Origin of the sequence: Streptomyces sp. NBC_01477 (genome assembly GCF_036227245.1) — a bacterium.
Taxonomy (GTDB): domain Bacteria; phylum Actinomycetota; class Actinomycetes; order Streptomycetales; family Streptomycetaceae; genus Actinacidiphila.
In genome coordinates, this window is record NZ_CP109445.1 from 761,206 (window position 1) to 782,317 (window position 21,112).

Here is a 21,112-nt window from a genome sequence, read left to right on the forward strand (position 1 = left end):
GGTTCGAAAATTCAGCGTCAACGCGCCGAGCGAATGTCCGCGCGCACATGGACCGGCAGCTGTGAACCACATTCGTGATACCCAAAGGACGCATTACCGGAAGCGGTGGACGGAATGACCTTGTTGTAGATCGACCCGAGGCACAGCTCCTGGAAATCCCCGGTGTTCGGCGACAGCCGTGCTGCCAGCTGCGCCTTGGCGATGTCGACGGTCTTGTACGTACCGTCGTCGTCCTGGACCTCCACGCACGCGTGCGGCAGGTCGAGGGCGCCGCCCAGCACTCCGCAGAACCAGCCGCGCTTCGCCTCGGCCTCGTAGCCGGCCGCGCGGAAGCGCTCGGCCAGCAGCAGGCTCGCCGCGATGCAGCTCGTCGCGCCCAGCTCGTGGACCAGTTCGTAGTCGGCCTGCATGGCGACGGGGATCATCTGCCAGCGGTAGCCGGCGTCGAGGTACTCGCGGGTCAGCCGCCGCAGTTCGGAGGAGACCAGCGGAGTCCGCACGCCCGTCGTGGTGACCGTCGCCGCGTACTCGGCGGTTCCCGAACCGGGCTCCGGAGCCTCGCCGCCGACGATGCGTCCCCCGAACCGGACGACGTCGGGCGCCTCGAAACGCCACGGCGCGACACCGTCGCACTCGGTGCATTCCAGCTGGACCCGGAAGTCCCACGACTTCTCGCACAGCAGGTCGTCGACCGACCGGCCGGCGAACCGGAAGAGCATACGGAATGCGAGCTCCGGCTGCGTATTCGTCTTGTTCGAATACATGCCGAGGTTGTAAAGATCGCTGACGTCGAAATAGCGCACACCCGAGCGGTTCTCGAACGGCAGGCCCGCGTCGACAAGCCTGTCGATCTCCGCCGTTTCGCAGCGCAGCATTTCCCGCGCCACGGATTCCGACTGGATCTTACTAGAATACTCGGCGGGAATGAATTCTATCGAATTCGCTATTTTTTCCCAGGGGGTATTCAAGGTTACAGCTTGGTGTGGCACAGTCTATCCTTCCAGGCAAAATGACCGCGCCGACGACTCGGCACCCATCATCGCCACGACACCACGGTTTTGTTGCGGATGTCCACAGTGATCGATCCAGTTATTTGTGAACATTCCCGCTAGCTCACTGACCGAATCTGCGGAACGATCTCGACGGTACCAGTCGGAGATCGCCTCGCAACAGATTATTTTTGCATACGTACTCATGCGTTTCACATATAAGGTTTGGAGAAATCAATGTTCGCGCGGCGCGGATTGACATCTTTCGGTCCGCCGCCGGCAGTTCGCGGGCACTGAAGAACGGCTGCCCCGCGGGACGGCACACGAACGCGGCCCCTGTTCGCGATCAAAGGCTTCGAGTGTCTTTGGTCACCAGAGGTCGCGCCCGGCATGCCGGTATTCGGATGTCGTGCCGCCGGACGCACCTGTGCCCGGGCCGTGTCGTGGAAACGACGGCCCGGGCACAGGTGCGGATGCGGCACGCCCGGTCAGTCCCGGGCGGTGGCCAGGTCCCGGTCCTCCTGCTGCGCGGGCACCGGAGCGCCGGTGCGGGGCAGGACGGTGAGGGCGATGAGGACGGCGGCGACCAGGACGATCGCGCCGATGGTCATGCCGAACGCGTACCCGTCGTTGAGGGCCGCGGGCGTGTCGATCTTGCCGGTGTGGTCGTGAGCGGCGGTGCCCAGGGCCGCGAGGCCGAGCGAGGCGCCGATCTGGCGTGCGCTGTTGAGCAGGCCTGAGGCACTGCCCGTCTCGTGGGCCGCGACGCCGGCGGTGGCGACGGAGACGGCCGGTGCGAGGCAGAGCCCGATGCCGATGCTGGTGACGATCGACGGGCCCAGCACATCGGCGGTGAAGGAGCCGTTGGCGCTCATCTGGCCGAACCACAGGAATCCGAGCCCGGTCAGCACTCCACCGGCGACCAGGATGACCCGGGGGGCCAGCTTGAAGCCGAGCTTGACGGCGATCACGGAGCCGACGACGACACCGAGGGCGAACGGCAGGAACTCGACGCCGGTCCTGGCCGCGCTGTTCCCCAGCACCCGCTGGAGGTAGAGGGACACGAAGTAGAAGGCCGAGGCCATGACACCGCCGAGCAGCAGCGTGTAGGCGTTGGCGCCGGCGACCGAGCGGTTGGTGAACAGGCCGAGCCGGATCAGCGGGTCGCGGCGGGTGGTCTTCTCGACCCAGACGAAGGCGATCAGCAGGACCACGGCGATGGCCAGGGTCGACAGGGTGACCGTCGAGCCCCACGGGTGCTGGTCGGTGCGGACGACACCGAACACCAGCAGGCCCATGCCGGCGGTGGCCAGGACCGCGCCGAGCACGTCCGGGCGGCCGCGGCGCGAGGCGGGCGGGTCGGCGGCGATACCGCGCCAGGCCAGGTACAGCGCGAAGGCGGCCATCGGGACGTTGACGAACATGACCCATTCCCAGCCGGCGTACTGGGTGAGCAGACCGCCGATGAGGACGCCGAGCGCGCCGCCCGCGGCGTTCACCGCGCTCCACACACCGAAGGCCTTCACGCGCTCCTTGCCTTCGGGGAAGGTCGAGACAAGGAGCGCGAGTGCGGCCGGGGCCAGTGCGGCGGCGCCGACGCCCTGGACGGCGCGCGCGGCCACCAGCTGGCCCGGTTCCTGCGAGAAGCCGCCGGCGAGGGAGGCGAGGCCGAAGATGGGCAGCCCGATCAGCAGGATCCGCTTGTGGCCGTACCGGTCGGCGATCTTGCCGCCCAGCAGGAGCAGCCCGCCGAAGGTCAGGGCGTAGGCGTGGATGACCCAGGTCAGACCCAGGTCGCTGAAGCCGAGGCCGGCGCCGATCTTCGGCAGTCCGACGTTCACGACCGACAGGTCCAGCGACACCATGAACTGCACGACAGCCACCGCGGCAAGGGTGAGCCCTGGCCTGGCAGTGCGGTCGATGACCGATTTTTCGCTTGCTGATTCCGTGTTCGTCACCGCAACCCAGTCCCTCTGCGTTCTTCTCCAGTAGAATTTTCGAACAGGTTCTGAAATTATCACCGGGACCGGCTCGCTGTCGAGCGCAGGGGCCGAAGGCATCAGGTTTCGCGGAAGGGCATGATGAGACGGTGTCCCAAACCAACGCACCGCACGGCCGTGTAGGCCGACCACCCGTGACCTCCCGTACCCAGATCCTGACCGGGGCCCGCCGGCTCATCGATCGGGACGGCTGGGAGAAGCTGACGATCCGCGGACTGGCCGGTGAGATCGGCATCGGGGCGACGACCCTGTACCACCACGTGCGGGACAAGGAAGACCTGCTGTTCCTGCTGATCCACGAGTACGCCGAGCAGATCCCGCACCCCGACCTGCCCAGCGAGCCGCGGGAGCGGATCATCGCGGCCGCGACCGCGATCCACGACGCGCTGGCTGCCTGGCCGTGGGCCGCCGAGGTCCTCACGACCGACGGCTTCATCGCCCGGCTGGGTGACTCGGCCCTGTGGCTGGTGGAAACCATCGTGGCCGGGGCCATCGACCACGGGTGCACGCCGGAGCAGGCCGTCCACGTCTTCCGCAGCCTCTGGTACTACATGGTCGGCGAGATCCTGGTGCGCGCGCACTCCGCCCGCACCCGTGCCAACAACGAGCGGCCCGACTACATCGACGACTTCATCAGCAGCCTCGACTCGTCGCAGCTGCCGCGCCTGGCCGCGCTCGGCGACCAGTGGGCCTCGATGGCCTGGCGGGACACCTACCCCCAGGCGCTACGGGCCTTCGTGGACGGACTGCTCGCCCAGGCGCTGGCGAGCACCGGGCAGCCGCCGCAGGTCAGGGTGATGCCGGAGCCCCCGGCAGCGCCCCCGGCGAGCGCGTCATGAAGACGTCGACCGGGTCGTGGGACCCCACGGCGCGTCCGTGCCGCTCGTAGCGCCGGCGATCGGCGCTCCCCCGCTGCACGTCCGGGCGCACCGCGGTGTCCTGCGCGCCGGTCCGCTCCAGGACCGGCGCGGGACCGCGAACCCCGGACCGCGGCTGCGCGACCGCCTCGGCGCCGGCGGCAACCGCGTCCGGCCGTGTCCCGGCCCCGCCGCTTCGGCGTCCACGGCGGAATATCCCCGTCCGCATTCGCCCGGGCGAAACGGCGTCAACCCGGTGACGCTAGCACGGCCGCGGTTAAACCCTCCAGCGGCCGGCAGGGGGAGGTGAGAATCACGCATTGGATTATTAAGAACTCATTCAAACGGAACGCGATACGTGTTCCGCAAGCCATTGCGTCGGCGGCACACGGATGGTACATCTAGATTCTGCGCCCGACGGGGCGAGCTATGCCGGCCGCAGGCATGGACAGTTGACGGAGGATGCCGGTGAGGTTATTGTGACCAATCGCTAAAATAGGGCCGCGCGCGTCAGGAGTTCCCCGACGGCACTGCCCTATTCAGCGGCACTCAGATCCAGTGAGAATCCCGGGCTATCCGCAGTGCGTCAATCCGGTTGCGTGCCCCCAGCTTTGCCACCATGGACGACAGGTAGTTGCGCACGGTGCCCTCCGAGAGGTGCAGCCGCGCTGCTATCTCGACCACCGTGTCGCCCCGGGAGACGTGTTCGAGCACCGAGAATTCCCGCATCGTCAACGGGCAGTCCCCGTTGACCAGCGCGGCGACCGTCAGTTCCGCGTCGAAGACCCGTTCACCCTGGTGCACACGGTGGATGGCCTCGAAGAACTGACGCGGCGGCACACTCCGCTCCACCATGCCGCCGATGCCGGCGGCGAAGGCCTGACGGACGACCGATCGGGTGAAGGCCGTGGCGAGCAGCATGCTCCGGCAGCCGGGCAGGCTCGCGACCTTCTCGGCATTCGCTATCGCGTCGCTGTCCGCGCCCTCGAAGCTGATGATCACCACGTCAGGTCTGTGCGATTCGGCGAACTCCAGTGCGTCAAGACTGCTGTCCGCTGATCCGACGACCCGGATCTCCTCGTTCCGCTCAAGCAGTGCAGTGAGCGCGAAGCGAGACAAGTGCAGGTCGTCGGACACCAATACATCGATTCCCACTCGGTCCCCCAATGTAGTTTCTCGACCACCTATTGAGCCACGAGCAGGCAACTCGCGGCCGGTAATAGTTTCCATGTGACGAAACTTCCGCAGGTCGATCTCTAATCCGCCCCGCACCACACACGAAGGCGGAGCGGCCCGAGGCGATATGGAGTCCGGTCGGTAAAACCGAAAAAGCCCGCCGGTCGGACCGGCGAGCCGTCGCAAAAGAACGACGCTAGCACGCGGCTCCGCCCGCCGCGCACCAAGAAGACGTAAAGCTTCTCGGGAGCGACCCCGAGCCATGAAGTAACCCTTTCTGTCATGGACAGAAAGGGGTCGGCGGGTGCGGCGCCATTCTTGTGGCTGTCCAGTGCGAACATGTACGTCCCCTAGGGCTTACCGAAGGACCCATTTGGTTGCGCGCGAAGGTCGTCCGGCGCAGCCGTCGTCATTCTGGGACAGCCCGGCTGGGCGAAGTATGTATGCCGTCTGTATGGACAGCCGCGGTCGTCCAGACCAGCACCGGCGCCCCCGCACGCGGGCCACGCACAGGCCCCGATGGCTACGCAAGGTGACTCCTCTCCGACAGGGCGTGATGTCTCCCCCGTCGGGCGCCACCGGCATCCAGGATCTCCCCAGTCGCCGCGTGTGAAACTGTCGTCTGCTCTGTTCCCGCCCGGGTCCGATCAGTACGGCGAATTGGGAGGCACCGCGATATGCGCGTCGCCGCGTATGCTGCCCGACGCACCGCAGCGGCGCCGCCCGCCGGCCGGCCGGGCCTGGCCGCCCGCGCGCACCGCCAGGCCCGCGCCGCGCCGCGCCGCCGCCCCGATCGCCGCGGATGCGCCGCGGCGCCGTCCGGCGGGACCGGATGCACCCTCCCCGGTGTTCATGAGATCGCCACTCGCCGTCGGCTCCGAATTCACGCTCGGAATCGGCCGACGGCAAGTCCGTGGCATCGCCGTCCACCCGGGAAGGCAACCGGAAAGAATATGACAGGGTCCGGCTGCGGGCGGGGTAAGAAGTCGGCCGTGGTGTTGGCCGCCCGGGGGCTTCTCGTGACGTGCAGGATTAACCGTAAGTCATGAGAAACTCATATGTGAATGATCGGGACGGAAGCAGTAGCGTGGACTATATTCCGGTGAAACGCTCATTGAAGGGGTGGGCGGACTCGTTGGGCGGGACTGTTGTGCAAACAGTCAGGTGATGGTGGCGGTCGGCGAAGCCCCGCAGCGTCGCGCGTCGTGCTCGCGATCTGACGGGCCGGATCGCTGAGCGTTCTCGTGCCGGGTGACCACGGATCAGGCGATCCCGACGCGATGCCGATATAACCGGATCGGTCCGAAATTTCAGTGTCCGAAAGCTTTCCGCGCCGCGGGCATCGAAATCGGACAGGCATCAAACTCGGAGGAAGTAGAAAATGAGTACCCCTGTCTACATTACGTCGGCTGCGGCCTGGATTCCGCCGGCCGAATCGGGCAAGGAAGCGGTGGCCGACGGCAGGTACACCGAGGACGATTTTAAGGTCAATAACATCGTCTGTCTGCCGGCCGCCACGGATGAGATCTCGGTGCCCGACATGGGGGTCATCGCCGCGCGCCGGGCCCTGGAGCGGGCCGCGGACGTGGTCGACGGCCACGTCGACCTGATGGTGCACGCGTCGCTCTACCACCAGGGCCGCGACTGGGGCTGGACCTCCGGGTCCTACATACAGCGCGAGCTGGGAATCACCAATGCCTTCTCGGTGAACCTGGACGGCCTGTCCAACGGCGGCATGGCGGCGCTCGACTTCGCCGTGGGCCAGCTCGAAGCCGGCCGCGGCACCAGCGCCATGGTGTCCACCGCGGACCGCTTCAGCGCGCCCGGCATCAACCGCTGGCGCGGTGCGTACGGCATCGTCGGCGGTGACGGCTCCACCGCGATGGTGCTGTCCAAGACCGGCGGCTTCGCCCGTATCCTCGCCGTCCAGTCGGTCACCGACGCCGTCATCGAACCGCTGTGGCGCGGTTCCGAGCCCTTCACCAGCTCCTTCGGCGAGGTCACCCACGACCTGCGCAGCCCGAAGAAGTCGTATCTGGAAGTGGTCGGCAAGGAGTTCGTGCTCAAGCACTGCGAGGACGCGCTGGTGGCCCTCGTCGGCTCGGTGCTCGACAAGACCGGGCACAAGCTCGACGACTTCGCCAAGATCCTGATGCCCAACATGGGCCACGGCCTGATGCAGGTCCAGTTCCTCCAGCCGCTGGGCATCACCTCCGACCGCACCCTGATGGACTGGGGCCGCTTCACCGGGCACTTGGGCGCCGGCGACCTGATCGCGGGCGTGACCCGCGTGGTGGAGAAGAAGCAGCTCAAGCAGGGCGACCAGGTGCTCCTGGTCAGTGCCGGCGGCGGTTACTCGCTGACCGTCGCGGCGATCGAGATCGAGACCGTTCCGGACTGGCCGGAGGTCACCACGGACTTCGCCCTGCCCGCCGACGTCACGGAATGAGACTGCCGATGAGCGTGCATGCGGGTTCCGTCGCGATCCTCGGTACCGGATCGTGTGTCCCGGATCGTGTGGTGTCCAACGACGAGGTCGGTGCGCCGGCCGGTGTCGACGACGCGTGGATCCAGCGCAAGACGGCCATCCGTGAGCGCCGCTGGGCCGAACCGGGCCAGGCCACCTCAGATCTGGCCACCGGTGCGGCGCGGCAGGCGCTGGAGGCCGCCGGGATCACGGCGGACCAGGTGTCCTGCATCGTCGTCGCCACCTCGACGCCGGATCAGCAGCAGCCGGCCACAGCCGCCTTCGTGCACAAGAACCTGGGCGGGACGGGCAACGGGGTCGCGGCGTTCGACGTGAACGCCGTGTGCGCCGGGTTCGTGTACGCCCTGGACGTGGTGAACGCGCTGGTCGCCAAGTCCGGCGGCTACGGGCTGGCCATCGGTGCCGACGTGTACTCGCGCATCCTCAACCCGGCCGACCGCAGGACCACCGTGCTGTTCGGCGACGGCGCCGGCGCCGCGGTCGTCGGTCCCGCCGAATCCGGCCGCGGCATCCAGCGGTCGTCGTTCCACTTCTACAGCGAGATGACCGACCTCATCCAGGTCGAGGCGGGCGGCAGCAGGAAGCCCTACGACCCGGCCACGCACGAGGCCGGCCTGCACTACTTCGCCATGGACGGCAGGACCGCCAGGGAATTCGCCAACGCCACCGTGCCGGGCCTGGTGAAGCAGTTCCTGCACGACAGCGCGGTGCTGCCGGCCGACATCGACCACGTGGTCCCGCACCAGCCCAACGGCGTCATGCTCGACGAGCTGGTGGCGCGGCTGGACCTGCCGAAGGCGACGCTGCACCGCACGGTGGACAGGTTCGCCAACACCGGTTCCGCGTCGATCCCGCTGACCCTGGACCGCGCCGCGCGCTCCGGCGCTCTGCGCAAGGGCGACCAGGTCCTCTTCCTCGGCATGGGCGGCGGGGTCTCGATCGGCCTCACGCTGGTCGAGTGGTGAGGTCGCAGCGGGACAGCCGATTGCCGCTGTCCACGGCGCCGGGGCACCCGGCGCCGCCGGACGGCACCTGATCACGTCGCCGGCCGCCGCCGACCGGATCGAGCTCCCCGGGTGCGCCGCACGCGGGGACGGCCGGTCGCGGCGGCGGGCCGACCGCACAAGACAGCCGCGGACTCATGGCGGCCGGCGCACCGGGACCGGTTACCGACCCGTCGACGATGGCGACGGCGGTCGGAGGCCCGCCGGTCCTGCCCGACGGGGCCGGCGCGCTCGGTCCCGCTGTATCCGTATGCCCCGCACCACCGGCGGTGCGGACCCGAACCGCTGAATCCTGCGCCGGTGTGACCCGAGGAGACTCTCGTGCCGATGGACCGTTTTATTCGCGCCCTGATCCAGTGGCAGGCTGTCGATCGACCGGCCCCGGCGCGCACGCTGACCCTGGAGCAGGTACGCCGCCGGTACGCCGACAGCGCGACCCGCTCGCGCGGCGGTGCCGAGCCGGTGCCGGTCGCCTCGGTGACGGACCAGTTACTCGACGGCCTGGACGGCGGCAAGTTCGCGGTCCGCACATACCTGCCACTCGCCGACCGGGGCCGGCTGGTGACGTTCCTGCACGGCGGCGGCTGGACGGTCGGCGACATCGACACCCACGACTCGGTGTGCCGCCGGATCGCCACCGCGCTCGGCGCGGTCGTCGTCTCCGTCGACTACCGGCGCGCGCCCGAACACCCGCATCCCGGCCCGCTCCAGGACGGCATCGTCGCCGCCGAATGGGCCGCGGCGACCTTCACCGGGCGCGAGCACGTCATCGCCGGCGACAGCGCGGGCGGCGGTCTGTCGGTGGGGATCTCGATGCACGAGCGCGACAACGACGGCATCACCTTCGCCGCCCAGCTGCTGGTCTACCCGCCGGCCGACCCCGCCATGAGGTCGGAGTCCATCCGCACGTACGCCACGGGCTACCTGGGCGACGTCGACGATCTGCGCTGGTACTACGAGCAGTACCTGACCGAGCCCGAGCACCACACCGATCCGGCGATCGACCTGCTCAACGCCGACCTCCGCGAGCTGGCCCCGACGGTGGTCTGCACCGCCGAGTTCGACCCGCTGCACGACGAGGGTGTCGAGCTGGCGGACCGGCTCGCCGCCGCCGGTGTGACGGTGCGGCACATACCGGCGCTCGGCCTGACACACGGCTTTCTCCTCATGGCCGACATCGTCCCCTCGGCCGCGACGGCGACGAGCGATGTGCTGGCGGCAGTGGAAGAGATGCTGACCTCGGTGCCGGTGGCCAAATAGGCGCAACACCACAGGTCCACGAAATTCTCAGTTCGGACACTGTCGCCCACATTCCGAGAATGTTAGGAATTTCAAAGTGAAGGAACTGTACGGCCTCGGCGAGATGCCCCCCACCGGCGTAGTGCCGCGGAAGATGCACGCGTCGGTCATCAGACGTGAGAGGTTCGGCCCGCCCGACCAGGCTTTCCAGTCCGAGGTCGTCGATGTTCCCGCGGTCGGGCGGGGGCAGGTGCTCCTGTACGTGATGGCCGCCGGAATCAACTACAACAACGTGTGGGCGTCGCTGGGCAAGCCGGTCGACGTCATCGGCGCCCGGCAGCGCAAGGGCGAGGTCGAGGACTTCCACATCGGCGGGTCCGAGTGCTCGGGAATCGTCTGGGCCGTCGGCGACGGTGTGCGCAATGTCAAGATCGGCGACCACGTCGTCGTCTCGGGCGGTGTGTGGGACGAGACCTCGCAGGACATCAGGCTGGGGGCCGATCCCATGGCCTCGGCCTCGAACCTGGCCTGGGGGTACGAGACGAACTTCGGCTCCTTCGCCCAGTTCGCGCTGGTGGGCGACTTCCAGTGCGTGCCGAAGCCGGAGCGGCTCACCTGGGCAGAGGCGGCGGCGTACGTCCTGTCGGGCGCGACCGCGTACCGGCAGCTGACCGGGTGGCAGCCCAATGTGGTCCGGCCCGGTGACCCGGTCCTGATCTGGGGCGGCTCCGGCGGCCTGGGCTCCATGGCGATCCAGATCACCAGGGCGCTGGGCGGTACCCCGATCGCCGTCGTGTCGAGCGCCGACCGGGCCGACTACTGCCTGAAGCTGGGCGCCCAGGGCGTGATCGACCGCAGCGCCTACCACCACTGGGGCCGGCTTCCCGACATCTCCGACCAGAACGCGTTCGGCGGCTGGATGAAGGAGGTCCGGCGTTTCGGGACCGAGTTCTGGGAGAAGCTCGGCGAGCGCCGGGCCCCCAGGATCGTCTTCGAGCACGTCGGCCAGAACACCATCCCCACCTCGATCTACCTGTGCGACAGCTCCGGCATGGTCGTCCTGTGCGGCGGCACGACCGGATACCACGGCGACGTCGACCTGAGGTTCCTGTGGATGCGGCAGAAGAGGCTGCAGGGCTCGCACGGCTTCAACCTGCGGCAGTGCCACGAACTCACCCAGCTGGTCGCGAGGGGGGACGTCGATCCCTGCCTCAGCTACGAGGGCGACTTCGCGGAGATAGGGAAGCTGCACCAGCTGATGTACGAGAACCAGCATCCCTCGGGAAACATGGCCGTGAGAATCAACGCTCTCGCCGACGACGAGTAACCGCGCCGGTCACTTCGTCAGGGAGAGTCTCCCGTCCTGACCCGGGTGGGCCTGACCGATCGTCACCGGCCCCCGACCATGCCCGGACCGCATTCTGCGCGGATTCTCGACGTCGCACTTCTGCCTACCGGCACGTACCTGCGAAGAGATGGGGAGCAGAATTTCCATGAGCAATCCCGTCGACGTGAAGATTTCCGAGGCTTCCGACACGCAGAACGAGCTAGAGGACGGCGAACGGCGCCTGGCTGGCGGCTGTCCCGTCCCGGACGGGCAGCACGCCGCCTAGGCCCGCCGCCAACCACCCGCCTCTGTGCACGACGACCGGCCAACAAGGAGATCTGACCGTGAGCACCACCGGACCGCATCCGACCGTGGGCGTGCGCACCCTTCCCGACGCCCTGCGGCTGCGCAGCGAGAAGCAGCCCGACGAAACCGCCTATGTCTTCCTGCGCAACGGCGAGGAACCGCACGAGGCGCTCACCTACCGTGAACTCTACAGCGACGTCGGCCTGCGGGCCGCCGCGTTCGCGGCCGCGGGCCTGTCCGGCCGCAACGCCGTGCTGCTGTACCCCTCGGGCCTGGAGTTCATACGGACCCTGCTGGGGTGCATGTACGGACGCGTGGCCTGCGCCCCGGTGCAGGTGCCCCGGCGCCGTGAGGAGGTCCAGCGGCTGCGCCGGATCGCCGACGACTCCGGCACCACGACCGTCCTGAGCACCGCCGAGGTCGTCCACGACCTCCAGGAGCGCTTCGGCGACATGCCCGAACTGGACGGGCTCACCTTCCTGGCCACCGACACCCTCGCGTACAGCCCCGACGCGCCCGTGCCGGCTCCCCCGGGTCCCGACGACACCGCGCTGCTCCAGTACACCTCGGGCTCCACGGGCGACCCCAAGGGAGTGGTGGTCAGCCACGCCAACTTCCTGGCCAACGTGGTCGAGACCGACGAGCTGTGGCCGTGCGAGCCGGACGGCACCGTCGTGAACTGGCTGCCGCTCTTCCACGACATGGGCATGCTGTTCGGCATCGTGCTGCCGCTGTGGGCGGGCATCCCCTCGTACCTGATGGCCCCCGACGCCTTCATCCGCCGCCCGGCCCGCTGGCTGGAGGCCATCGCCCGCTTCGGCGGTACGCACGCGGCGGCGCCCAGCTTCGCCTACGAGCTGTGCGCGCGGGCCGCCGCCGACGGCAAGACCGGCGACGTGGGCGACCTGTCCCGCTGGCGGGTGGCCGCCAACGGGGCCGAGCCGGTGCGCTGGGCGACCGTGCGGTCGTTCACCGAGGCGTTCGCGCCGTACGGCTTCGACCCGCGCGCCATGTGCCCCGGTTTCGGGCTGGCGGAGAACACCCTCAAGGCCACCGGCACCCGCCAGGACCGGGAGCCGGTCGTCCAGTGGCTGTCCGCCGAGGCCCTGCGGGAGGGCAACGCGCAGCCCGTCGGCGAGGCCGCCGAGGGCGCCGTGCCCCTGGTCAGCAGCGGCGGTACGGTCGGCCGTACCCGGGTGCGGATCGTGGACCCCGCGGAGCGGGAGGTCCTCCCCGAGGACCGGGTCGGCGAGATCTGGATCAACGGCCCCTGCGTGGCGGGCGGTTACCTGGGGCGTCCGGTGGTGAGCGAGGAGACCTTCCGGGCGCGGGTCGCGGGCGCGGACGATTCGGGCGAGACCTATCTGCGGACCGGCGACCTCGGCTTCCTGCACGAGGGCGAGCTGTACGTCACCGGACGGCTGAAGGACGTCATCATCCGCAAGGGCCGCAACCACTACCCGCAGGACCTCGAACTGTCCGCCGAGCGGGCCGTACCCGGTCTGCACCCGAACTGCGCGGTGGCCTTCTCCTCCGAGGACGGCGAGCGCGAGCAGCTCGTGGTGGTCGTCGAGGCGGACGGGCGGCTGCTGAAGTCGCTGGGCGCCGAAACCCTGCGGCTGCGGGTCTACGACGCCGTACGTGGCATGCACCGGATCACTCCGGACGTCGTCCTGGTCGTACGGCGCGGGGCGCTGCCGAAGACCTCAAGCGGCAAGGTGCAGCGCCGGGCGTGCAAGCAGCGCTACGAGAACGGCGAGCTGACCGCCGTGACCGCGTCCGCCGCCGCCACGGTCGGGACGGAGGCGTAATGGGCCGGCTGCGCTCAGCCGAGCAGCGGCCCGGGGCCCGCATCCTGGGCGTCGGGGTGTACCGGCCGGCCCGGGTGGTGACCAACGACGAGATCTGCGCCCGTATCGACTCCAGCGACGAGTGGATCCGCCGCAGGTCGGGTATCGCCAGCCGGCGCTTCGCCGGCCCGGACGAGACCGTCATCACCATGGCGGCGGAGGCGGCCCGCAAGGCGATGGCCCAGTCGGGCACGGACCCCGACGAGGTCGACATGGTGCTGCTGGCCACCATGTCCTTCCTGGAGCAGGCGCCGACCGCCGCGCCCCGGGTGGCCCATCTGCTGGGCGCCCGCTCCGCCGGCGCGCTGGACATCAGCGCCGCCTGCTCGGGCTTCTGCTACTCCCTGGGGCTCGCCGACTCGCTGGTCCGCTCCGGCGCCGCCCGTACCGTGGTGGTGGTCGGCTCGGAGAAGATGAGCGACATCATCGATCCCACCGACCGCGGCACCGCGTTCCTGTTCGGCGACGGCGCGGGGGCGGTGGTGGTCGGCCCGTCCGAGACGCCCGGCATCAGCCCGGTGGTGTGGGGCGCGGACGGCGAGCGGCACCACATGATCGCCCACGACCGCACCTGGCTGGACGCCAGGAACACGCAAGGTCCCTGGCCGACCCTGCGGATGACCGGCCCCGAGGTCTTCCGCTGGGCGACCCGCTCGGTGCCGGAGATCTCCCGGCAGGCGCTGGCGGAAGCGGGGGTGGAGGTGGCCGACCTCGCCGCCTTCGTGCCCCACCAGGCCAACGCCCGCATCGTCGATGTCGCCGCCGGCTCCCTGGGGCTCGCCCCGCACACCGCCGTGGCCAAGGACATCGTCACCAGCGGCAACACCTCCGCCGCGTCGGTCCCGCTGGCCATCGACCAGCTGCTGTCCCAGGGCGCGGCCTCCAGCGGCGGCCTCGCGCTGCTCGTCGGCTTCGGCGCGGGCCTGGCCCACGCCGCCCAGGTGGTGACCCTGCCATGACCCGACCCGGGTACTGAGGCGGCGGCCCTCCAGGGGGCGCCCGCCGCCGATTGCCGCGCCTGCCCCGCCAGGCACCCGCCGGACCCGACCGCCGCCCGGTGCGCGGGCCTCATCCGCACAGTGTGAGGTCCGCGCACCGGGGCGGCGCCCGCCGACTGCTGTGAAGGGCCGTCGGACCGCCGGCGCCGCGGCGCCGGATCCCGCCGCACCACCCTCAGTCCCCACCCGGTCCGCCGCACCGTGCGAACGGCAGGCTCACAGCGAAGGCGAGATGCCATGCCCAGCGCGTTCGTGGTGCTGCTCGGTCCCGACGGCGCGGGCAAGTCGTCCGTCATGGCCGAGATCGCCCGCAGCAGGCCGGACTGGCGGTGCGTCTCCACCGACGGCGCCCTGCTCGGACCGGAGTACCGGCTGATCGCCCAGTTGCGGCACAACGTCGTGGACGACGTGCTCCCCGCGCTCGGCCGCGACTACTCCCACGACTTCCTGGCCGGACTGCTGCAGACCGCGGTGATCCATCTGCGTGACCAGATCGCCGCCGCGGACGGCGGCGCCGGCCCGGGCGACGGCCGTCCGGTGGTCATGGACTCGTACTACTACAAGATCCTCGCCAAGTGCCGTCTCGCCGAGGTGTCCGATCCGATGGTCGCCTGGTGGCGCGGCTTCCCGCAGCCGGACCGGGTGCTCTATCTGGACGGCGACCCGCGGTCCTGCTGGAAGCGCAGCGGCCGGGGCGCGCGGCTCAACCCGCTCGAATACAGCGGTGCCCGGCCCACCTGGCCCGCCTTCGACGCCTACCAGCGGCGGCTGCGCGAGCTGATGCTCGAAGAGGTCGCCGCGCTGCCGGTGACCCGTATCGCCGTACGCGACGGCGTCAAGCGCACCGCGCGGGCCGTCATGGCGGCGCTGGATTCGCAGGCCGCACCGGCCACCGATCAGGACCCGCAGGCCGCACCGGCCGGGCGGGACGCACCGTGCACACCGGAGGCGCTCGCGTCATGACCGATCTCACCACTGCCGTGGAGCGCACCTCGCTGCTCACCGCCGCCCTGCGGGCCGCCGAGTCCGCCAGGGACGACCGGCTGTACGACGACCCCTATGCCGCCCTGCTGGTCGGCGACGCCGGTCCCGCGCTGTTCGGCGAGATACGCGCCGCCACCTTCCGCCGCGACGGGTCGCGCACCCTGCCCAGCACCCCCGACTACAACGCCATCCGCACCCGCTTCTTCGACGACCTGCTGACCACCGCCGCCCAGCAGCCGGGGCTGGCGCAGATCGTGCTGGCACCGGCCGGCATGGACTCGCGGGCCTACCGGCTGGACTTGCCCTCCCACCTCGGCTACTTCGAGATCGACCGCCCGGCGGTGCTGGACTTCAAGGCCGCCCGGCTGGAGGGCGTGGCGCCACGGACGCCCCGCATCACCGTGCCGGTGGACCTGACGGATCCCGCGTGGGAGGACGAGCTGGCGGCGGCCGGCTACCGGCCGGAACTGCCGTCGCTGTGGCTGCTGGAGGGGCTGCTCTACTACCTGCCCGCGCCGGACGTCGACCGCGTCCTGGACCGGGTGGCGGCGCTGTCCGCGCCCGGCAGCACGGTCGTCGCGGACCTCGTCAACACCGCCGCCCTGACGCACCCGGGCATGAGCGACATCCTGGAGGTCTTCGCGGGCTGGGGCTGTCCCTGGGTGTTCGGCAGTGACGAGCCCGAGGAGTTGTTCGCGCGGCACGGGTTCGCGGTGACGGCCACCCAGCCGGGCGAGCCCGGCGCCGACTTCGGCCGCTGGCCCGATCCGGTGCCCGAGCGCGCGGTCACGGGCGTGCCGCGGGTGTTCTTCGTGCACGGCACCCGTAAATGACGCCGGCCCCGCGGCCGTAACGGCGTTGCGGACCCACCGGGGGGGACGGCCGAACCCGGGGCCGATTCCCGTGACCGCGGCACCCTTACTTAGACTAGCCTTACCTAAATTCGTGAGGCTGGTTCCGGAGAGGGTGCACCGGTGGGAGCAGAGGGACCGCGGTCGCGGGACGTGCTGGCACAGGCGGTCGGAGGGCAGCGGCGGGACGTCGCCACCGGGGCCGTCCTGGCCGCCGGACACCAACTGGGCGAGGCGCTCGTACCGGTACTGATCGGCGTCCTGGTCGACCAGGCCGTCGCCAGGAGCGACACCGGCGCGCTGGTGCGCTGGCTGGCCGTCCTGGCCGCCGTCTACGTGGGGCTGTCGCTGAGCTTCCGGTTCGGGGCCAGAGCCGGCGAGCGGGCCGCAGAACAGGCCGCGCACCAGCTGCGGGTGGAGGTCGTACGCCGGGTGCTCGACCCGCGCGGCGGCGCGGAGGCCGGACGGCTGCCGGGCGCGCTGGTGAACATCGCCACCGAGGACGCCAAGCGGGTCGGCGCCGTCAACATGGCGCTGACGACGGGGATCTCCTCCGCGGTGGGGCTCGTGGTGAGTGCGGTGGCGCTGCTGCTCATCTCCGTGCCGCTCGGCCTGACGGTGCTGCTGGGCACGCCCGTCCTGCTGTTCGCCGGGCACCTGCTGAGCAAGCCGCTGGAGCGCCGCAGCGAGGCCGAGCAGGAGCAGGCCGCGCACGCCTCCGGCATAGCCGCCGACCTGGTGTCGGGGCTGCGGGTGCTCAAGGGCATCGGGGCGCAGGGCGCGGCTGTGGACCGCTACCGGCGCACCAGCCGCGCCTCGCTGGCCGCCACGCTCCGCGCCGCCCGCGCCGAGGCCTGGCAGGGCGGCGTCGTGCTGGCGCTGACCGGCGGCTTCATCGCGCTGGTGGCGCTGGTCGGCGGCCGGCTCGCGGCCGGGGGCGACATCACGCTGGGCCAGTTGGTGTCCGCCCTGGGCCTCGCGATGTTCCTGCTCGGGCCGTTCGAGGTGTTCGCCTGGGTGAACGCCGAATTCGCCCAGGCCCGCGCGTCGGCGTCGCGCATCGCGGCGGTGCTCGCCGCGCCCCGCGACGTCGTGGCGGGCGACGGCCGCCTGCCGGACGCCGTGCCCGGCACAGTACGGCTGCGGTCCGTCAGCCTGGGGACGCTGCGGGAGGTCGACCTGACGATGGCGCCGGGCGAGCTGCTCGGCGTGGTCAGCACGGAACCGGCGTCCTGCGAGGCCCTGTTGCGCGCCCTGGGGCGTACCGAGGACCCCGTCTCCGGCACGGTCGAACTCGACGGGGTGCCGCTGTCCGACCTCGATCCGGCGCACCTGCGCTCGGCCGTACTGGTCGCCTCGCACGACGCCGACCTGTTCGAGGGCACGCTCGGCGACAACATCGGCGGCGGCGAGTCCGCGGAAGGTGCGATGGCCGCCGCAGCCGCCGACGAGGTCGCCCGCGCGCTGCCGCTCGGCGCCGACACCCCGGTCGGTGACGGCGGGCGGTCGCTGTCCGGCGGCCAGCGCCAGCGCGTCGCGCTGGCCCGCGCGCTCAACGCCGACCGCCCCGTACTGGTCGTCCACGATCCGACCACCGCCGTCGACTCGGTCACCGAGGCCCGCATCGCGCGCGGCGTACGGGACTTCCGGCGCGGCCGCACGACGGTGCTGGTCACCAACAGCCCCGCGCTGCTGGCCGTCACGGACCGGGTGGTCTTCCTCGACTCCGGCCGGGTCAGCGCCGAGGGCACCCACACCGCCCTGCTGCGCGGCGACGCCGCCTACCGTGCGGCGGTGCTCGCATGACCAGGGAACTGCTGCCGACCGCGACCCCGGCCCGCACCCGGGCCGCGATGCTTGAACTGCTGCGCCCGCACCGGGCGCTGGCCTGGGCCGGATTCGCCGTCATGGTGGTCGCGACGTCGGTGGGCCTGCTCACGCAGCCGCTGCTGGGCCACATCGTGGACCTGGTCACCGGCCACCGGCCGGCCGGCACGCTCACCGCGCCCGTGGTGCTGCTGGCGCTGGTCGCCGCCGCGCAGGGCGTGACCACCGCGCTCGGCATGTCGCTCGTGTCGAAGCTGGGCGAGACCGTACTGGCCGAGCTGCGCGAGCGGTTCGTGGAGCGGGCGCTGCTGCTGCCGCTGGACCGGCTGGAGAAGGCCGGCTCGGGGGACCTGACCGCGCGGGTGACCCAGGACGTGTCACGGGTGGCGGAGGCGGTGCGCCACGCGCTGCCGGAACTGGCCCGCTCGGGCCTGGCCATCCTGCTCACCCTGGGCGCGCTGGCGGTGCTCGACTGGCGGTTCCTGGTGGCCGTGCTGCTGGCGGTGCCCGTCCAGGCGCACACCGCCCGCTGGTACACCTCCCGGGCCACCCCGCTGTACGCCAAGGAGCGCATCGCCGCCGGCGCCCAGCAGCAGCAGCTGCTCGACAGCATCGGGGGCGCGGCCACCGTACGGGCGTACCGGCTGGAGGACCGGCACACCGGGCGGGTCACCGAGCGCTCGCGCGCGGCGGTCGACCTGACGCTGCGCGGGGTACGGCTGGTGCTGGGCTTCTACAGCCGGCTGCACGTGGGCGAATACCTCGGCCTCGCCGCGGTGCTCGTCGTCGGCTTCGTGCTGGTGCGCGACGACTCCGTGTCGATCGGCACGGCGACCGCCGCCGCGCTGTACTTCCACAGCCTCTTCGGGCCGATCAACACCGCGCTGGTCCTGCTCGACGACGCCCAGTCCGCCGCGGCCGGGCTGGCCCGCCTCGTCGGGGTCGTCGACGAACCGGCGCCGCGGGCGCCTCAGGAGCCGGCGCCCGAGGAGACCGGGACCGTACCGGTGGTCACCCTCACCGGTGTCGGCCACGCCTACACACCGGGCCGGCCCGTCCTGCACGACGTGGACCTGGTCCTGCGCCCCAAGGAGCGGGTCGCCCTGGTCGGCGCGAGCGGGGCGGGCAAGACCACCCTGGCCAAACTCATCGCCGGCATCCACCGCCCGACCTCGGGACGGATCGACATCGGGGGCGCCGAGCCGGTCGAGTCGGGCCGCACCGTCGCGCTGGTCACCCAGGAGGTGCACGTCTTCGCCGGACCGCTCACCGACAATCTGCGGCTGGCCGGGCCCGGCGCCACCGACGGCGAGCTGCGCGAGGCGCTGGAGCGGGTCGGCGCGCTCGGCTGGGCCGAGGCCCTGCCCGACGGGCTTGAGACCGTCGTGGGCGACGGAGGCCACCGCCTGACCCCCGACCGCGCCCAGCAACTCGCGCTGGCCCGGCTCGTGCTGGCCGATCCGCCGGTCGCCGTGCTCGACGAGGCCACCGCGGAGGCGGGCAGCGCCGGCGCCCAGGTGCTGGAGAAGGCCGCCGACCGGGCGCTGGACGGCCGTACGGCGCTGATCGTCGCCCACCGGCTCAGCCAGGCCGCGTCCGCCGACCGGGTCGTCGTCCTGGAGCACGGCAGGGTGGCCGAGAGCGGCACCCACGACGAACTGCGCGCCGCCGGAGGGCCGTACGCGGCGCTGTGGCGGGCCTGGTCGGAGAACCGCAGCACCGATGTGTGACCCGCCCGTGCGCGGTCCCGGGACGCCCCGGGACCGACCGGGCGAATCCGAACACCGAACACCGAACAGAACCGCACACGAAGACAAGGATCATGTGATGTCCCGCGCTCAGATAGCCGCCCGGTTCGCCGGACTGCTGGCTTCCGTCATGCTGCTCGTGGGCGGGGCGGCTGCCTGCGGCTCGAACCACTCCGGCAGCGGCTCGGACCCGGACTCCGGCGCCGCCGCCGGTCCCTCCGCCACCGGGAAGGCCTCACCCGACGCCTTCCCCGTCACCATCGCGCACAAGTACGGCAGCACCACGCTCAAGGCCGAGCCGAAGCGCGTCGTCACCGTCGGCCTGACCGACCAGGACGCCGTCCTGGCCTTGGGCAAGGTGCCGGTCGGGACGACCGAGTGGCTCGGCGGCTACAAGGGCGCCATCGGCCCCTGGGCGCAGGACAAGCTGAACGGCGCCGCGGCGCCGACCGTCCTGAAGGACACCGGCACCGGCCCGCAGATGGAGAAGATCGCCGCGCTGCGGCCCGACCTCATCCTCGCCGTCTACTCGGGGCTGACCAAGGAGCAGTACCAGACGCTGTCGAAGTTCGCCCCGGTCGTGGCCCAGCCCAAGGAGTTCAACGACTACGGCGTCCCGTGGCAGCAGCAGACCGAGACCATCGGCAAGGCCCTCGGCAGGCCCGCGGAGGCGGCGAGCCTGGTCGACGGCGTCGAGGCCCGGTTCGCCGCGGCCAAGAAGGCGCACCCCGAGTTCGCCGGCGCCACGGCGGTGATGGCCACCCCGTACGAGGGCACCTTCGTGTACGGCAGCCAGGACGTGCGCTCCCGGCTGCTCAGCGGTCTCGGCCTGACGCTCCCGAAGGACCTGGACAAGGTGATCGGCGACTCCTTCGGCGCCAACATCAGCAAGGAGCGCACCGACCTGCTCGACCAGGGTGTCGCGGTGTGGATCCTCCCGGACACCGCGGGGGCCGTCACCAAGCTGCACGGCGACAAGCTCTACGGCGGCCTGAACGTCGTCAAGCAGGGCCGCGAGGTGTTCATCAAGGAGAGCAGCGACTACGGCAACGCGGTGTCCCTGTCGACCGTGCTGAGCATCCCGTACGTCCTGGACCGCCTGGTGCCGCAGGTCGCCGCGGCGGTCGACGGCAATCCCGCCACGAAGGTGGAGCAGCCCGCTTCCTGACCGGTACGGCGCACACGCGTGAGGGGGACGGCCCGGCGGGCCGTCCCCCTCACGCGTGCCCGGCCGCCTACTCCAGCAGGCTCTTGGGGCGCAGGTCCGTCCAGTTGGCCTCGATGTGGTCCAGGCACTCCTGGCGGCCGGCCGGTCCGTGCACGACCGTCCAGCCGGCCGGGACGTCGACGAAGTCGGGCCACAGGCTGTGCTGGTTCTCGTCGTTGACCAGGACCTTGTAGACGCCGTCGGGATTCTCGAACGGGTTGCTCATGGTCAGTCTTCCTCTCGGATGTACGGGCGGATGGC

Annotated in this window: 16 protein-coding genes; 12 read left to right on the forward strand and 4 right to left on the reverse strand. The window is 70.8% G+C overall.

Translation table 11 applies throughout. The features are described from left to right. Nucleotides 1-17: 17 nt before the first annotated feature. Entirely contained in the window at nucleotides 18-968 is a 951-nt protein-coding gene (locus OHA86_RS03035) for a hypothetical protein (RefSeq protein ID WP_329172234.1), read from the reverse strand. 509 nt (nucleotides 969-1,477) lie between these two features. Further along, on the reverse strand, nucleotides 1,478-2,872 hold the full coding sequence (locus OHA86_RS03040) for an MFS transporter (RefSeq protein ID WP_329172236.1): 1,395 nt from the start codon (nucleotides 2,870-2,872) through the stop codon (nucleotides 1,478-1,480). 251 nt (nucleotides 2,873-3,123) lie between these two features. Here OHA86_RS03040 and OHA86_RS03045 point away from each other — a divergent pair, with 251 nt between their 5' ends. Further along, nucleotides 3,124-3,828, forward strand: a complete 705-nt coding sequence (locus tag OHA86_RS03045; RefSeq protein ID WP_329172238.1) for a TetR/AcrR family transcriptional regulator — start codon at nucleotides 3,124-3,126, stop codon at nucleotides 3,826-3,828. A gap of 567 nt (nucleotides 3,829-4,395) precedes the next feature. Here OHA86_RS03045 and OHA86_RS03050 read toward each other — a convergent pair. Then, on the reverse strand, nucleotides 4,396-4,983 hold the full coding sequence (locus OHA86_RS03050) for a response regulator transcription factor (protein ID WP_329172240.1): 588 nt from the start codon (nucleotides 4,981-4,983) through the stop codon (nucleotides 4,396-4,398). Nucleotides 4,984-6,403: 1,420 nt separating this feature from the next. Between OHA86_RS03050 and OHA86_RS03055 the strand changes: the two genes are divergently transcribed. The 11 genes from OHA86_RS03055 to OHA86_RS03105 all read left to right on the forward strand — a co-directional run bounded on the left by OHA86_RS03055 (nucleotide 6,404) and on the right by OHA86_RS03105 (nucleotide 20,812). Further along, nucleotides 6,404-7,471 (forward strand): ketoacyl-ACP synthase III family protein, encoded by a 1,068-nt coding sequence (locus tag OHA86_RS03055; RefSeq protein ID WP_329172241.1) that lies wholly within the window; start codon nucleotides 6,404-6,406, stop codon nucleotides 7,469-7,471. An 8-nt stretch (nucleotides 7,472-7,479) separates the two neighbouring features. Continuing rightward, the gene (locus OHA86_RS03060) at nucleotides 7,480-8,475 is read left to right on the forward strand and encodes a 3-oxoacyl-ACP synthase III family protein (RefSeq protein ID WP_329172242.1); all 996 of its coding nucleotides are present in this window, start codon (nucleotides 7,480-7,482) and stop codon (nucleotides 8,473-8,475) included. Between the two features lie 366 nt (nucleotides 8,476-8,841). Further along, nucleotides 8,842-9,774, forward strand: coding sequence for an alpha/beta hydrolase (locus tag OHA86_RS03065; protein ID WP_329182190.1), 933 nt, complete (start codon nucleotides 8,842-8,844; stop codon nucleotides 9,772-9,774). A 103-nt stretch (nucleotides 9,775-9,877) separates the two neighbouring features. Next, a complete protein-coding gene (ccrA, locus tag OHA86_RS03070; protein WP_329182192.1) occupies nucleotides 9,878-11,080 on the forward strand; it encodes a crotonyl-CoA carboxylase/reductase in 1,203 nt (400 codons plus the stop codon). A gap of 344 nt (nucleotides 11,081-11,424) precedes the next feature. Further along, entirely contained in the window at nucleotides 11,425-13,197 is a 1,773-nt protein-coding gene (locus OHA86_RS03075; RefSeq protein WP_329172243.1) for a fatty acyl-AMP ligase, read from the forward strand. After that, nucleotides 13,197-14,195, forward strand: a complete 999-nt coding sequence (locus OHA86_RS03080) for a beta-ketoacyl-ACP synthase III (RefSeq protein ID WP_329172244.1) — start codon at nucleotides 13,197-13,199, stop codon at nucleotides 14,193-14,195. The genes OHA86_RS03075 and OHA86_RS03080 overlap by 1 nt, the downstream gene beginning before the upstream one ends. A 276-nt stretch (nucleotides 14,196-14,471) precedes the next feature. Continuing rightward, complete coding sequence (locus OHA86_RS03085; protein WP_329172246.1) at nucleotides 14,472-15,197, forward strand: hypothetical protein; 726 nt, start codon at nucleotides 14,472-14,474, stop codon at nucleotides 15,195-15,197. Beyond that, on the forward strand, nucleotides 15,194-16,051 hold the full coding sequence (locus OHA86_RS03090; RefSeq protein WP_329172247.1) for an SAM-dependent methyltransferase: 858 nt from the start codon (nucleotides 15,194-15,196) through the stop codon (nucleotides 16,049-16,051). The genes OHA86_RS03085 and OHA86_RS03090 overlap by 4 nt, the downstream gene beginning before the upstream one ends. 141 nt (nucleotides 16,052-16,192) lie before the next feature. Next, nucleotides 16,193-17,875, forward strand: a complete 1,683-nt coding sequence (locus tag OHA86_RS03095) for an ABC transporter ATP-binding protein (protein WP_329172249.1) — start codon at nucleotides 16,193-16,195, stop codon at nucleotides 17,873-17,875. After that, nucleotides 17,872-19,626, forward strand: coding sequence for an ABC transporter ATP-binding protein (locus OHA86_RS03100; RefSeq protein ID WP_329172251.1), 1,755 nt, complete (start codon nucleotides 17,872-17,874; stop codon nucleotides 19,624-19,626). The genes OHA86_RS03095 and OHA86_RS03100 overlap by 4 nt, the downstream gene beginning before the upstream one ends. A gap of 97 nt (nucleotides 19,627-19,723) precedes the next feature. Beyond that, complete coding sequence (locus tag OHA86_RS03105; protein WP_329172252.1) at nucleotides 19,724-20,812, forward strand: iron-siderophore ABC transporter substrate-binding protein; 1,089 nt, start codon at nucleotides 19,724-19,726, stop codon at nucleotides 20,810-20,812. A gap of 67 nt (nucleotides 20,813-20,879) precedes the next feature. Here the strand turns inward: OHA86_RS03105 and OHA86_RS03110 are convergent, their stop codons facing one another. Then, on the reverse strand, nucleotides 20,880-21,077 hold the full coding sequence (locus OHA86_RS03110) for an MbtH family protein (protein ID WP_329172253.1): 198 nt from the start codon (nucleotides 21,075-21,077) through the stop codon (nucleotides 20,880-20,882). Between the last annotated feature and the right edge of the window lie 35 nt (nucleotides 21,078-21,112).